General features: G+C 64.1%; 12 protein-coding genes. 7 read left to right on the plus strand and 5 right to left on the minus strand.

Annotation, left to right across the window (positions count from 1 at the left end; translation table 11 throughout):
- Nucleotides 1-58: 58 nt before the first annotated feature.
- The 4 genes from X750_RS143140 to X750_RS143125 all read left to right on the plus strand — a co-directional run bounded on the left by X750_RS143140 (nucleotide 59) and on the right by X750_RS143125 (nucleotide 3,309).
- Nucleotides 59-610 (plus strand): DUF4142 domain-containing protein, encoded by a 552-nt coding sequence (locus X750_RS143140; RefSeq protein ID WP_023744332.1) that lies wholly within the window; start codon nucleotides 59-61, stop codon nucleotides 608-610.
- A gap of 300 nt (nucleotides 611-910) precedes the next feature.
- Entirely contained in the window at nucleotides 911-1,375 is a 465-nt protein-coding gene (locus tag X750_RS143135) for a cupin domain-containing protein (RefSeq protein ID WP_023748192.1), read from the plus strand.
- Between the two features lie 274 nt (nucleotides 1,376-1,649).
- Entirely contained in the window at nucleotides 1,650-2,042 is a 393-nt protein-coding gene (locus X750_RS143130) for a RidA family protein (RefSeq protein ID WP_023744333.1), read from the plus strand.
- A gap of 709 nt (nucleotides 2,043-2,751) precedes the next feature.
- Nucleotides 2,752-3,309 carry a hypothetical protein gene (locus tag X750_RS143125; RefSeq protein ID WP_023744334.1) on the plus strand — a complete coding sequence of 186 codons (558 nt, stop codon included), beginning with the start codon at nucleotides 2,752-2,754 and terminating at the stop codon, nucleotides 3,307-3,309.
- Between the two features lie 163 nt (nucleotides 3,310-3,472).
- Here X750_RS143125 and carB read toward each other — a convergent pair whose 3' ends face one another.
- From carB to X750_RS143110, 3 genes are all read right to left on the minus strand, one after another.
- Nucleotides 3,473-6,976 carry a carbamoyl-phosphate synthase large subunit gene (carB, locus tag X750_RS143120; protein ID WP_023748193.1) on the minus strand — a complete coding sequence of 1,168 codons (3,504 nt, stop codon included), beginning with the start codon at nucleotides 6,974-6,976 and terminating at the stop codon, nucleotides 3,473-3,475.
- Nucleotides 6,977-7,210: 234 nt separating this feature from the next.
- Nucleotides 7,211-8,263, minus strand: coding sequence for an SH3 domain-containing protein (locus tag X750_RS143115; RefSeq protein ID WP_348524483.1), 1,053 nt, complete (start codon nucleotides 8,261-8,263; stop codon nucleotides 7,211-7,213).
- A 248-nt stretch (nucleotides 8,264-8,511) separates the two neighbouring features.
- On the minus strand, nucleotides 8,512-9,288 hold the full coding sequence (locus X750_RS143110) for a metallophosphoesterase family protein (protein WP_023705854.1): 777 nt from the start codon (nucleotides 9,286-9,288) through the stop codon (nucleotides 8,512-8,514).
- Between the two features lie 176 nt (nucleotides 9,289-9,464).
- On the opposite strand from X750_RS143110, the gene X750_RS143105 reads away from it, so the two are divergent.
- Complete coding sequence (locus X750_RS143105) at nucleotides 9,465-9,935, plus strand: nucleoside deaminase (protein ID WP_023691527.1); 471 nt, start codon at nucleotides 9,465-9,467, stop codon at nucleotides 9,933-9,935.
- Nucleotides 9,936-9,955: 20 nt separating this feature from the next.
- Here X750_RS143105 and X750_RS143100 read toward each other — a convergent pair whose 3' ends face one another.
- The gene (locus X750_RS143100; RefSeq protein WP_023683780.1) at nucleotides 9,956-10,312 is read right to left on the minus strand and encodes a helix-turn-helix transcriptional regulator; all 357 of its coding nucleotides are present in this window, start codon (nucleotides 10,310-10,312) and stop codon (nucleotides 9,956-9,958) included.
- Between the two features lie 198 nt (nucleotides 10,313-10,510).
- On the opposite strand from X750_RS143100, the gene X750_RS143095 reads away from it, so the two are divergent.
- Entirely contained in the window at nucleotides 10,511-11,689 is a 1,179-nt protein-coding gene (locus X750_RS143095; RefSeq protein ID WP_023683782.1) for an MFS transporter, read from the plus strand.
- A 29-nt stretch (nucleotides 11,690-11,718) separates the two neighbouring features.
- Here the strand turns inward: X750_RS143095 and X750_RS143090 are convergent, their stop codons facing one another.
- Nucleotides 11,719-12,183 (minus strand): MarR family winged helix-turn-helix transcriptional regulator, encoded by a 465-nt coding sequence (locus X750_RS143090; protein WP_023705852.1) that lies wholly within the window; start codon nucleotides 12,181-12,183, stop codon nucleotides 11,719-11,721.
- A 181-nt stretch (nucleotides 12,184-12,364) separates the two neighbouring features.
- Between X750_RS143090 and X750_RS143085 the strand changes: the two genes are divergently transcribed.
- On the plus strand, nucleotides 12,365-13,159 hold the full coding sequence (locus X750_RS143085; protein ID WP_023705851.1) for an SDR family oxidoreductase: 795 nt from the start codon (nucleotides 12,365-12,367) through the stop codon (nucleotides 13,157-13,159).
- Nucleotides 13,160-13,231: the final 72 nt, after the last annotated feature.

A 13,231-nucleotide genomic window follows, 5' to 3' on the forward strand; every position in this document is an offset into this window, starting at 1 on the left:
CCTGCCGCCAATGCCGCGTTTGATTAGCCGAGGGAAATTTTCAAATCGGAGACCTCAGATGAAAACGCTTCTCACCATTGCCGCCGTCGCCTTGTTCGCCGGTGCCCCTGCCGCCTTTGCGGCCAACTCGACTGCGGTCGCGCCTGCCTTGGCCGCCAGCAAGGTCGATACCCCAACCTTCGTCAAGACCGTGCCTAGCTCCAACGAATTCGAAATCCAGTCGAGCAAGCTCGCGGAGGAGAAATCCAAGGCGGCTGACGTGAAGAAATTCGCCAAGCAGATGGTCAAGGACCACACCAAAGCCGGCAAGGAGTTCAAGGCGGCGCTGAGCCAGGGCCAGACCACCGGTTCGACCAAAGCCGCGGGACCGGCCCTGCAGCCGAAGGAGCAGGCAATGCTCGACGAGTTGAAGAGCGCAAGCGGCAAGGATTTTGACGCCAAGTACATCCAGATGCAGACGGACGCGCACAAGGAGGCCGTTGCCCTGTTCAGCAGCTATGCCAACTCGGGCGACGACCCGGCGATGAAGGAATTCGCCAAGAAGACGCTGCCGACGCTGCAGATGCACGAGAAGCACGTGAAGGAACTCGCGGCCGCGCATCAGGGTTGAGGGTTGGTGACTGGCCAGCAATAGCATTCTACGGCGCCCCCTCTGTCCTGCCGGACATCTCCCCCACGAGTGGGGAGATCAGCAGCGTCGGCGCCGTGCTTTTCTTGCGACGGTGAAAATTGGCGAAGGCTGAGGCGACAGCCAATCTCCCTTCTTGTGGGGGAGATCTCCGGCAGGACAGAGGGGGCGCCGTAGAGTGCGACGGCCGATGCCTGCCGTTGGCAAGGCATTGCGGCAAAGTGGCTCTGTGGCTGCGCCGGCAGTGACATACACTGCCGCCACCAATTCAATGGAGCTCCCATGCCCAAGATCGACCTGTCCACCGTGCCTGTCCGCAAGGGCTCCGGCTACCCCGCGCCCTTCGACGCCCCTTGCGCCGAGCGCACACGCCACCGCCTCGGCGATGCCGGCGGCCTCACCGATTTCGGCGTCAACCTGATGACATTGCCATCAGGCGGCTGGTCCAGCCAGCGCCACTGGCACAGCCATGAGGACGAGCTCGTCTATGTGCTGGAAGGCGAACTGGTGCTGGTCGAGGATGGCGGCGAGACGCTGCTCAAGGCCGGCGACTGCGCGACCTTTGCCAAGAACAGCGGCAACGGCCACCACATGATCAACCGCTCGTCCACAACGGCGCGCTATCTCGAAGTCGGCTCGCGCAATCCGGATGATCTCATCACTTGCTCCGACATCGCCATGATGAGCCCGAGTTCGGATGGCAGGTTCCTGCACAAGGACGGCATGCCCTATCCGGGGCAGGGGTGAGCGCTGGACCATGCTTCGGCGCTGGTGTTCGCTGGGCGACAGGATAAGTTCCTCACGATTAAAGGTGGCGCCGGCCCCCTCATCCGACCGCTTCGCGGCCACCTTCTCCCCGCTGGGGAGAAGAGGGAAGCGCTGGCGCTCGCAGTCTCCTCTCCCCTCGGGGGTCTGAAGGACGGGCGAGACACGTGGCTCGCCCCGGAACGGTCAGCCGAGCGAAGCGGAGGCTGGGTGAGGGGGCCTTGGCGCCAGCTTGGCAAACAAAGGGAGCATCACCGTGAAAAAAGAAGTCATCGAAGTGCCCGTGATGTCGGCCAAAGTGCGGGCGCTCGGGCTGCCTTGCTCGACGGCGGTAAGGGCCAACGGCTTCGTGTTCATATCGGCGACGCCGCCGGTGGACATGGTTACCGGCGAGATGGTGCGCGGCGACATCGAGGTGCAGACCGAGGCGTCGCTGAAGGCGCTGAAACACTGCCTGGAGGCCGCCGGCACCTCGCTGGACAATGTGGTGATGGTGCGCATCTACGCCGTCAATTCCGGCTTCTACAACGCCATCAACCGGGTCTATGCCAGGTATTTCAGCGTCAACCCGCCGGCGCGGAGTTTCGTGCCGGTGGCGTCATGGCCGATGGAGTTCGACATCGAGATCGAGTGTGTGGCAGTGGCGTAAGCTTCCCTGTAGAGTTGGTCGAAGGCGGCGGCGAGACGCTGCCCAAGCTAGGCGACTGCGCCGCCTTGCCCGCAGCAACGGCCACCACTTGATCAACCGCTCGTCGAAGACAGGGTGTTACCGTGGCTCGCGCAATCCTGACGATGTCATCACCTGCTCTGACATCGACATGATGGGCCCGGTTCGGATGGCGCTTACTGCACAGGGGGGACGCCGTAGCCGGAGGGGATGAACGATGCATCCGCGAGCATCCGCTAGGTGACAGGGTATTAAGAATCGCGGAGTCGGTGCTGGCCCCCTCATCCGGCCGCTACGCGTCCACCTTCTCCCCGTTGGGGCGAAGAGGTTGGTGCGGCGCTTCAAGCCTCCTCTCTCCTCGGGGAGAGGTCAGCCGAGCGAAGCGGAGGCTGGGTGAGGGGGGCTGCGCCAACCTCAACCAAGGGAAATCATAATCACCAAATAATCGTCGATATACCAGCGCTGTCGGCCGCCGTGCGCGCTGGGCGTGCCCTTTCGCTGGTGACCAAGGGACGCGCTTGTGTTCGTCTCCGGCACGCCGCACCTCGGTGGTGCGCATCCACGCGCCAACATGGGCTCCCACAGCGTCGTCAGTGGCTTTCTTGTCTAAGACAAAGACAATGTCTAACCAGACAAGAATTGTGTTGCATCTCGTCCGAATCGTGTTATTGCTTATCCAGAGGATGGCCCGATGGACGGAAAAAAGTCTCGCAAATCACTACTTGATTTCCTCGACTACCTTGCAAAAAAGGGGTTGATGAACAAGGCAACAGCTAATGCCCGCAAGGCTGCAGCTAATAATGTTCTAAGTATTTTGGATGAAAATGAGGCTGACGACGTCACTGTGGTTGATATCGATCAGCTTTTTGTCCGATTCGCTAATCTCCAAGGCTCTAAATATAAGCCTGAGAGTTTGAATGTTTACAAAGGTCGTTTGAAGGCGGCGATCGTAGACTTTAAGAGCTATCAGAACAATCCAATGACGTTCCGACCTTCGGTCCAATTTAACGGGCGCAAGGCAGCGGAGAGACCGAAAACCATCGGTCAGGGCGAGGTAGGTCCGCCCGACCCGCCTGTGTTCCGACCGGTGGCGAGTGTTTCGGGCCCTCCCCCAGCATCTGTATCCGTCTTGCCTATACCAATAAGGCCCGATCTCGTCGTTCAGATACAGGGATTGCCTTATGATTTGACAGCAGCGGAAGCCAGTAAGATTGCGAATGTGATTCGCGCGATGGCGTCGACCGAATAGTTTCCCAGTCCAAATGGGAGACTAGCTCAGCCCAGCTGAGACCACGGGAGCCGCTGGCTCGGTGTCCAAAACCGATGTCCAGCGGCCCTCCTTGCCCGTACAAGTACTGGCTAGGATAGGATAGCTTATCATTTTGACGGCTGCAATCTGCGAACAAAATTCACTAGGCAAAATACTCCTGCAGCGGCCTGACCTCCAGGCTCCCTGCCTTCAGCGCCGCAATCGCCTCGGCCACCGCCGCCGCCCCCGACAGCGTCGTGTAATACGGCACCTTCTGCATCAGCGTGGCGCGGCGGAGCGACTTCGAGTCCGACACCGCCTTCTGGCCGTCCGTCGTGTTGAAGACGATCTGGACCTGGCGGTTGCGGATGGCGTCTTCGATGTGGGGGCGGCCCTCGAGCACCTTGTTGATCTTCTGCGCGTCGACGCCGTTCTCGGCGAGGAAGCGGGCGGTGCCGGATGTGGCGAGCACCTTGAACCCCTGGCCGGCGAGGCGCTTGACCGCCGGCAATATGCCTTTCTTATCCTCGTCGCGCACGGAGACGAACAGCGTGCCGGAGCGTGGCAGGTCGACGCCGGCCCCTAACTGGCTCTTGGCGAAGGCGAGCGCAAAGTCGCGGTCGAGGCCCATGACCTCGCCGGTCGAGCGCATTTCCGGGCCGAGCAATATGTCGACGCCGGGGAAGCGGGCGAAGGGGAAGACGGCTTCCTTGACCGCGATGTGGCCGGGGTTGCGCGGGTCGGGCATGGCGCCGTAATGGGCGAAGGCGTCTTCCAGTTTTTCGCCGGCCATGATGCGGGCGGCGATCTTGGCGATCGGACGGCCGATGGTCTTGGCAACGAAGGGCACGGTGCGTGACGCCCGGGGGTTGACCTCCAGCACATAGACCGTGCCGTCCTTGATCGCATACTGCACGTTCATCAGGCCGCCGACGTTGAGCGCGCGGGCAAGCGCCGCCGTCTGGCGCTCCAGCTCGTCGACCAGTTCGGAAGGCAGCGAGTGAACGGGGAGCGAGCAGGCACTGTCGCCCGAATGGATGCCGGCCTCCTCGATGTGCTCCAGAATGCCTGAGACGAAGGTCGACGTGCCGTCGCACAGGCAGTCGACATCGACCTCGATGGCGCCCGAGAGATAGGTGTCGAACAGCAGCGGGTTCTTGCCCAGCAGCGTGTTGATCTGGCCGGTCTTGTCGTTGGGGTATTTCTGCTTGATGTCCTCCGGCACCAGGCCGGGCACGGTGTCGAGCAGGTAGCTCTGCAGCATACCCTCGTCATGGATGATCTGCATGGCGCGGCCGCCGAGCACATAGGAGGGGCGCACCACCAGCGGGAAGCCGAGTTCGCCGGCTACAAGGCGGGCCTGCTCGACAGAATAGGCGATGCCGTTCTTCGGCTGGCTGAGGTTGAGCTTGTGAAGCAGCTTCTGGAAGCGGTCGCGGTCTTCGGCGAGATCGATCATGTCGGGCGACGTGCCGAGGATCGGGATGCCGGCCTTCTCCAGCGCGTCGGCCAGCTTCAGCGGCGTCTGGCCGCCGAACTGGACGATGACGCCGACCAGTTCGCCCGAGGCCTGTTCGGCGCGCAGGATCTCCAGCACGTCCTCGGCCGTCAACGGCTCGAAGTAGAGCCGGTCCGACGTGTCGTAGTCGGTCGACACTGTCTCGGGATTGCAGTTGATCATGATCGCTTCATAGCCGGCGTCTTGCAGAGCGAAGGCGGCATGGCAGCAGCAATAGTCGAACTCGATGCCCTGGCCGATGCGATTGGGACCGCCGCCGAGGATGACGACTTTTTTTCGCGACGACACTTGCGCTTCATTGGCCAGCGCGCCGGCGAAGGGCACTTCATAGGTCGAGTACATGTAGGCGGTGGGCGAGGCGAACTCGGCGGCGCACGTGTCGATGCGCTTATAAACCGGATGAACGTCGAGCTTTTCACGAATCTTCGCAATCACTTCGGCGTCGGTCTTCGTCAGCGAGGCGAGGCGGGCATCGGAGAAGCCCATCGCCTTCAGCATGCGCAGATTGACGGCGTCCTGCGGGATGCCGTGCTCGCGGATGCGGGCTTCCATGGATACGATGCCGGCGATCTGTTCGAGGAACCACGGGTCGATCTTGCACATTGCGTGCACGTCTTCCAGCGAGGTGCCCATGCGGATCGCCTGCGCCACCATGCGCAGCCGGTCGGGTGTCGGCGTGCCGAGTGCGGCGCGAATGGCGTTGCGGTCGTCGGCGTGGTTGGCAGCTACGGCGCCGTGGCCGAGGCCGGGGATCTCGATTTCGTCGAGACCAGTCAGGCCGGTTTCCAGCCCACGCAGCGCCTTTTGCAAGGACTCCTGGAACGTGCGGCCGATGGCCATGACTTCACCGACCGACTTCATGGCGGTGGTCAGCACCGGCTCCGCGCCGGGGAATTTCTCGAAGGCAAAGCGCGGGATTTTTGTGACGACGTAATCGATGCTTGGCTCGAAGGAGGCGGGCGTGGCGCCGCCGGTGATGTCGTTCTCCAGCTCGTCCAGCGTGTAGCCGACGGCGAGCTTGGCCGCGATCTTGGCGATCGGGAAGCCGGTCGCCTTCGAAGCCAAAGCGGAACTGCGCGAGACGCGCGGGTTCATCTCGATCACCACCAACCGGCCGTCGGCCGGGTTGACGGCGAACTGCACGTTGGAGCCGCCGGTCTCGACGCCGATCTCGCGCAGCACCGCGAGCGAGGCGTTGCGCATCATCTGGTATTCCTTGTCGGTCAAGGTCAGCGCGGGGGCGACGGTGATGCTGTCACCCGTATGCACGCCCATCGGGTCGATGTTCTCGATCGAGCAGACGATGATGCAATTGTCCGCCTTGTCGCGGACGACCTCCATCTCATACTCCTTCCAGCCGAGCACGCTTTCCTCGATCAGCACTTCGGTGGTCGGCGAGGCGTCGAGCCCGGACTGGACGATGTCGTAGAATTCGGCGCGGTTGTAGGCGATGCCGCCGCCGGTGCCGCCCATGGTGAAGGACGGGCGGATGATGGCGGGCAGGCCGACATGGTCGAGCGCCTGGGCGGCAATCGCCATGCCATGGCTGATGTAGCGCTGCTTGCGGTCGCCTTCGCCGAGGTTCCAGCGGGTTTCCAGCGCGTCGAGCGCGGCATCGAGGTCGGCAGGCGCCTCGGCCTTGACGGCGGCGCGCTCGGCCTCATGGGTCTTGCGGTCGGCGTTCTTGACGTCGGTGGCATTGGCCAGCATCGACTTCGGCGTTTCCAGGCCGATCTTCTTCATCGCCTCGCGAAACAGCGCCCGGTCCTCAGCCTTGTCGATCGCCGTGGCGTCGGCGCCGATCATCTCGACATTGTAGCGCTCGAGCACGCCCATGCGGCGCAGCGACAGAGCGGTATTGAGCGCGGTCTGGCCGCCCATGGTCGGCAGCAGCGCGTCGGGCCGCTCCTTGGCGATGATCTTGGCGACGACTTCAGGCGTGATCGGCTCGATATAGGTGGCGTCGGCCAGTTCCGGGTCGGTCATTATGGTGGCCGGGTTGGAATTGACCAGGATGACGCGAAAGCCCTCTTCCTTCAGCGCCTTGCAGGCCTGTGTGCCGGAATAATCGAACTCACAGGCCTGGCCGATGACGATGGGGCCGGCCCCGATGATCAGGATCGACTTGATGTCGGTGCGTCTTGGCATCGTTGTGAGTTCCGTTCGGCGAGCGGCTTGCACGAAAAACCGGGACGGGAAGACCCGGCCGGTTGTGCTTGCGATTCTGGTATCAGGCTAGGAGGGCCTTATAGGGAAGAGTTTTGGGAGATGTAACCCCGAAAATGAGGCTATGCAGTAGGGATCAGGCAGTAGGGCTCAGGCAGCAGGGATTAGGCAGGAGCGAGGTTAAGCCGTCTATTGCCTATCCCTACTGCTTAACACCTAATCCCCCAGCGCGAGCTGATCCGTAATCTCAAACCGCTCGGCAGCGCCGATCCGGATCATGTTGAGGCTGCCTTCCCTTGTGAAGCGGAACTCGCTGGGCGAATCCGAGTTGGCCGGCATGCCGGCAGAGAAGGAGATGACGCGCGTGCCGCCATCGGGCCAGGTCACGATGATGTCGGCCTTGTCAGCGCCCTTGTGGACGATGTTGACGGCGCAGCGGGTCATCGGCTGGCCGACATAACGGGCGCAGGGGATATCCGTGGTAGCGCCGAGGGCGGGCGGGGGTTCCAGCCGTGCAACGGTTTGCGTAGCGGTCGCAGCTTTGGCCTGGTCTGGCCGTGGCGTCGGGGATGGTACCCCCGGCGCGGACGCCGTATCCGGCGCTGCTCCCGCAGACGCGGCGGCGGCGAGTTCCGGCGTCCCTGTGGCCTCCGTTGCCGGAGCCTCTGTGGCGGGGATTTCGTCCATCGGCGGGCTTTCATTGGCTGCGAAGGCAAGGCCGTAAGCATCCTGCATGGCGGTCCTGCCGATCTCGGCGGCGGATTTCGGTGCGCCTGGATCCGTGCCGCCAAGGCGCTCCGTCAGGTCGAGTGGGGCCGGCGCGGGTGCAGCCGGGGTGGGTGCACCCCGAGTGGGTACAGGCGGAGCGGCAGAGGCGGCAGGTGCAGTTGCTGGGGGTGTTGCGGCCACGTCGGCCTGCTGCGTCGGCATGTCGGGCGCGACCGCCGGGCCGCCGGCTTCAGCGCTGGCGGTCACCTGGGGCGGCGCGGCGTCAACTTCGACCACGGTCGGATTGTCGGGGATAAGATATCGCGCGGGCGCCCAGCCTTTGACCAGTGGATTGTCGATCTCCTCGACCTTGCACCAGCGGTGGCCGTCCACTTCGTTGCAGCCGAAATTCCTGACGCTCGAGCCGATCGGCAGACGCGCCTGGGTTCTGCCGACCGGCGACGGCGTGGCGCGGATGTTGAGGAGATCGCCTGGGCCGAGCTCGGTCACTATGGAAACGATGTCAGCAGGCGCGTCCTCGGCATTGGCCGGCAAGCTCACCAACAACGGGCCCACCACCAACGGACCCGCCAACAACCGGGCTGCCCGCAGGAGCGGAGCGCCAGTCAGTCGATGCAAAATGGTTCGGATTGTGCGCCTCATCATTTGGCCGTGCGCCGATTACCCTTGCGGCAGCAGTCCTGCCGTATGCCAAGGCGGTTTTATAAGGGACGATACGCGGCCATGTAAGTCTGAAAATGCGTCCGATGTTTGGTGCCGCGAGGCGGAAGCAGGGCGCAGCCATGCGGTCAAGCGGAGCCTTGCCAAGAGGGTTTCGGCATGAAGCCGGTCCTCAGCGCATGCGCCCATTCCGGTCGGCCCGCCTGTGCGGCCTGTCTCGCCGCCGCTTCGTGGTCGTAGTCGACGGCGATGGTCTCGAAACGGTCTGGACCATCGCCATCCAAGGTGAGGATGCCGTAGCGCGCATGCGGGCTGCCTTGCTCCGAAACATGCGCCGGGGGCGTGTCATCTTCATAGGCGGGGGCGCCGACGCTGCCGGGATTGAAGAGCAAGGGGCCGCCGGGGATACGGACCAGTTCCGCGCGGTGGCTGTGGCCGCACAGCACGATGCGGCAGGCCGGGTCCAGCGCCTGCAACCGCCGCTGAATAGCGGCAAGCGGCGCGCGCACCAGTTGGCCATCGACGATCGCGTCGAGCAGGTATTTCTCGTCATGGTCGGGCCGCGCATGGAAAGCGACCACGCCGGGAACAATCTCCAGCGTGAAAGGCAGGGCGAACAGCGCCTCGCGCTGCGTCTCCGTCAGCCGCTCCTGGGCGTACCGGTCAGAAGCCCACATCGTATCGTCGGCCGGATCGACGGCGACGCGGCGGTCATGGTTGCCGCGCACAGTCGGCAGGTCGAGCGCTTCGAGCCGCTCGAACGTCTCGCGCGGCCAAAGCGGACCGGAGACGCAGTCGCCCAGGTTGACGGTTAGATCGGCGCCGCCGCGCCGCGCCAGATCGGCGAGCACGGCATCCAGCGCCAGCACATTGCCATGGATGTCGGCGAGAACGGCAATGCGCATGCGAGGGCTCCCTTGATGCAGCCCGTTGAGGCTTGCGGCCCGGCTTCCTATCAAGCCGCTGCCTTCATTATCAAGCCCTTGAGGCCGTTCGAGACAGCCGGGAGCTGGCTATCGCAGAAGCACTCCATCTGCTAGCGTCCATGACGTTCCAGAGTTCATCCGGGGGAGGACAGGCGATGACCCGCGACCAGATGGTTGCCCACCTCCGCGCCGCCAATGACGTCGCGCGTGAGACTGCCGCGCATGGGCACCATCCTTTCGGCTGCGTGCTCGTCGGCCCCGACGATCGCATCCTGATGCGGCAAGGAAACATCAACACCGTGCGCCACGCCGAAACGGAGCTCTCCCGGCGTGCCGCGGACGCCTATCCGCCGGAATTCCTCTGGTCCTGCACGCTGGTCACAACCGGCGAGCCCTGTGCGATGTGCACGGGAACGCTGTACTGGGCCAATATCGGCCGGCTGGTCTACGGCTTCGAGGAGACCAAGCTTCTCGCGCTGACTGGCAACCACGCCGAGAATCCGACGATGAACCTCTCGTCGCGCACAGTCCTCGGCTCCGGGCAGAAGCCGGTCGAGGTCCACGGACCCTTCCCCGAGATGGACGAGGAGCTCCTCGCCCCGCATATCGGTTTCTGGCAGCGCTAGGACCTTGACTTCTAAACCGGTTAGGCCGGCATTTCGATGTCGTGGCCACCGACGATGGGCAGAGCCGGATCATCTCCGGCCGCCGCAATCACGCTGTCGAGCAGGCCGGGGAAGCGGGCGTCGAGGTCGGCGCGGCGCAGCGTGATCATCCGGTTGGTGCCAGCCACTTCGGCGCGGGTGACGCCGGCCTCGCGCAGTTTGGCCAGGTGATAGCTGAGATTGGTCTTGGAGCCGAGGTCGAGGAACCGGCTGCAGTTCAGCGGCACGCCTTCCTTGCTGGCGAGATAGCGCACGATGGCGAGCCGGGTCGGGTCGCCAAGCACGCCGAGCACAACCGGCAGGCTGATCTGGTCTGTATTGGGGTGCGGCAAAGTCATGGCCCGAAACTAAGCACAGTCGGTGGCGATTTCAACGCGTCCATGTTTCGCGGGCATGCACAGTCCGCTTCGCGATTGGCCAATGGCTGTCCTGACACAGGGCTGTCAGCAGGCTTCAGCTATTTTCGTCTGGCTTCATTGACATCACGCCCTGTTATGTCCAATTGTTCAATAACTTTTGAACTAAGGACACGCCCTATGGACAAGCGCCTCTTTTGGCTTGCGCTCGGATCGTTCACGATCTCGACCGAAGGCTTCGTCATCTCCAGCCTGCTGCCTGACATCGCCACCGACGCCCGCATTTCCATTCCGCTCGCCGGCACGCTGATCACCGCCTTCGCGCTGGCTTACGCCATCGGCACGCCGATCCTGGCAACGCTGACCGGCGAATGGGACCGGCGCCGCGTCATCTTGTGGACGCTGGCGTTCTTCGTCATCGGCAATGTGGTGGCGGCGCTGAGCTCGTCCTTCGAGCTGCTGCTCATTGCCCGCATCATCATGGCGCTGTCGTCAGGCCTGTTTGCCGCTACCGCTCAAGGCACGGCGGTGGCGCTGGTCGATGACCACCACCGGGCGCGGGCCATTGCCGTCGTCGTCGGCGGAACCACGGTGGCGGTTGCGCTCGGTGCACCGCTCGGCGCGCTGGTTGCCACGATAGCCGGCTGGCGCGGGACCTTCTTTGCCATTGCCGGGCTCGGCGCGCTGGTCGGCGCCATCCTGTGGTACCGGCTGCCGCGCGGCATTGTCGGTACCAAGCTGCCGCTCAGGCGGCGGCTGGCTGCGGCGCTGCGCCCCGGCGTCATGCCGATCCTGCTGACCACCGCTCTTGCCCTGATCGGCGCCTTCTCGGTGTTTTCCTATATCGCGCCGCTGGCCATCCAGAGCGGCGGCCTCAGCCCGATTGCGCTGCCCGGCATGCTGCTCGCCTTCGGTGTCGGCGCCGTCATCGGCAACATAGCCGGCGGCCAGGCGGCCGACCGTTTTGGTGCGACGCGCACCGTCGGCTGGTCGCTGGCGCTGAGCGCCGTCATGCTGGTGATGCTCTCGGTCATCCCGACCTTCCTGCCGCAGCATCTCGCCGGGCCGGCATTGATGGCCATGATGGTGCCGTGGGGCATGGTCGGCTGGGCATTTCCGCCGGCGCAGGCCAGCCGTATCATCAAGCTGGCGCCCGACGCCGCCCCGATCGTGCTGTCGCTCAACGCTTCGGCGCTCTATCTCGGCGTGGCGCTGGGTGCTGTGGTCGGCGGCGCCGTGCTGCGCTACGGCGTGCCGGCCGACCTCGGCCTGGTCGCCGCCATCTTCCCGCTGATCGGGCTTGGGGTGGTGCTGGCCGGCCGCTGGGCGGCCCGGCCGGTCGCCATGCCGGCCGAATAGATCTTTGCAAAGGACCGGCGGCCGCTCTTTCAGCTTGAAGGGGCGGCTGCGGGCACGTCGTAGTCCAGCGCCGCGACTTCATCCAGCATAGCGCGCAGATCTGCCGCTCGCTGCTGGCCGACCAGCGCCTCGAAGCGCTGCTGGGCAATGGTCCACAATTTCGTCGTCTCCTCGAGCTTGGCCAGGCCTTGGTCGGTCAGCCGCACCCGCTTGACGCGGCGATCGTCCTTGTCAGCGAAGGTGTCGACATAGCCGTCGCGGATCAGCGGCTTCAGCGTGTGGCCGAGCGCCGAGAGATCCATGACCATCGCTTCGGCTATCGTGCCCATCGCCGGCTCGTTGCTGACATGGATCTGGTAGAGCAGGCCGTACTGCGTGCCCTTCAGACCCGAAGGCGAGATTACATCGTCATAGAAGCGGCCGAGCTTGCGCGCGGCGCGCCGCAGCGTGGCGTTGTTGCAAAGGCTGAATCCCGGCAGCGCGGTCTTGCTCATCACGACTCCTTGCCGGCAAAACCGCTGCCGGCCTGTCGCAGAAATAGTTTCTGCCGCCTCCGTTGACAAGATGGTGGTATATGCCTACTTCCCGGAAAGTGGTATATGCCACTAATTGGAGATCAGGGCGGGACGAGGGTTCATCGACCTGTCTCGCCGGGCAGAAAAAAGGAACAGGACAATGAGTGGACAGGACAACAAGGGTACCGCAGTCGTCACCGGCGCATCGGCCGGCATCGGCGCGGTCTATGCCGACCGGCTGGCCGGGCAGGGCTACGATCTGGTGCTGGTGGCGCGGCGCGCCGACCGGCTGGAGGAACTGGCTGAAAAGCTGCGATATGCCTACAAGCGCAAGGTCAGCGTGATTGCCGCCGACCTCGCCGACGACAATGATGTGCGCCGCGTCGAGCAAGCGATCGCAGCCGACGATAGCGTCACGCTGCTGGTCAACAATGCCGGTATGGGCGGCCAGCAGGTGGTGGCAACGGCCGACGCCGACGAGGCCGAGCGCATGATCAAGGTCAACGTCATCGCCTTGACCCGCCTGACCCGCGCCGTTCTGCCGGGGCTTCTTGCGCGCAACCGCGGCGCCATCGTCAACATCGCCTCTGTGCTCGCCTATGATACCTCGTTCGGCGGCATCTACAGCGGCACCAAGGCCTATGTCGTCAACTTCACCGAGGCCCTGCACCGCGAAGCCGCCGGCACCAATGTGAAGGTGCAGGCGGTGCTGCCGGGCGCGACCCGCACCGATTTCTGGGAGCTCGCCGGTGGCGACATCGACAATTTGCCGAAGGAGATCATCATGACCGCCGACGATATGGTCGATGCCGCGCTTGTGGGCCTATCCAGGGGCGAAGCCGTCACCGTGCCGGCACTGGCCGATGCGGGGAAGCTCGACACGTTCCTCGGCGCCCGGCAGGCCTTCTATGGCAGCCTGCACGCCGACAAGCCCGCGGCCCGCTACGCGGCCTGAGAGTAGCTGGTTCGCTTCGCGAACCAGGACCCCCACCCCGACCCGCTATGCGGGTCGACTTACCGGGGCGAG

It is taken from the genome of Mesorhizobium sp. LNJC391B00, assembly GCF_000502535.1.
GTDB lineage: Bacteria > Pseudomonadota > Alphaproteobacteria > Rhizobiales > Rhizobiaceae > Mesorhizobium.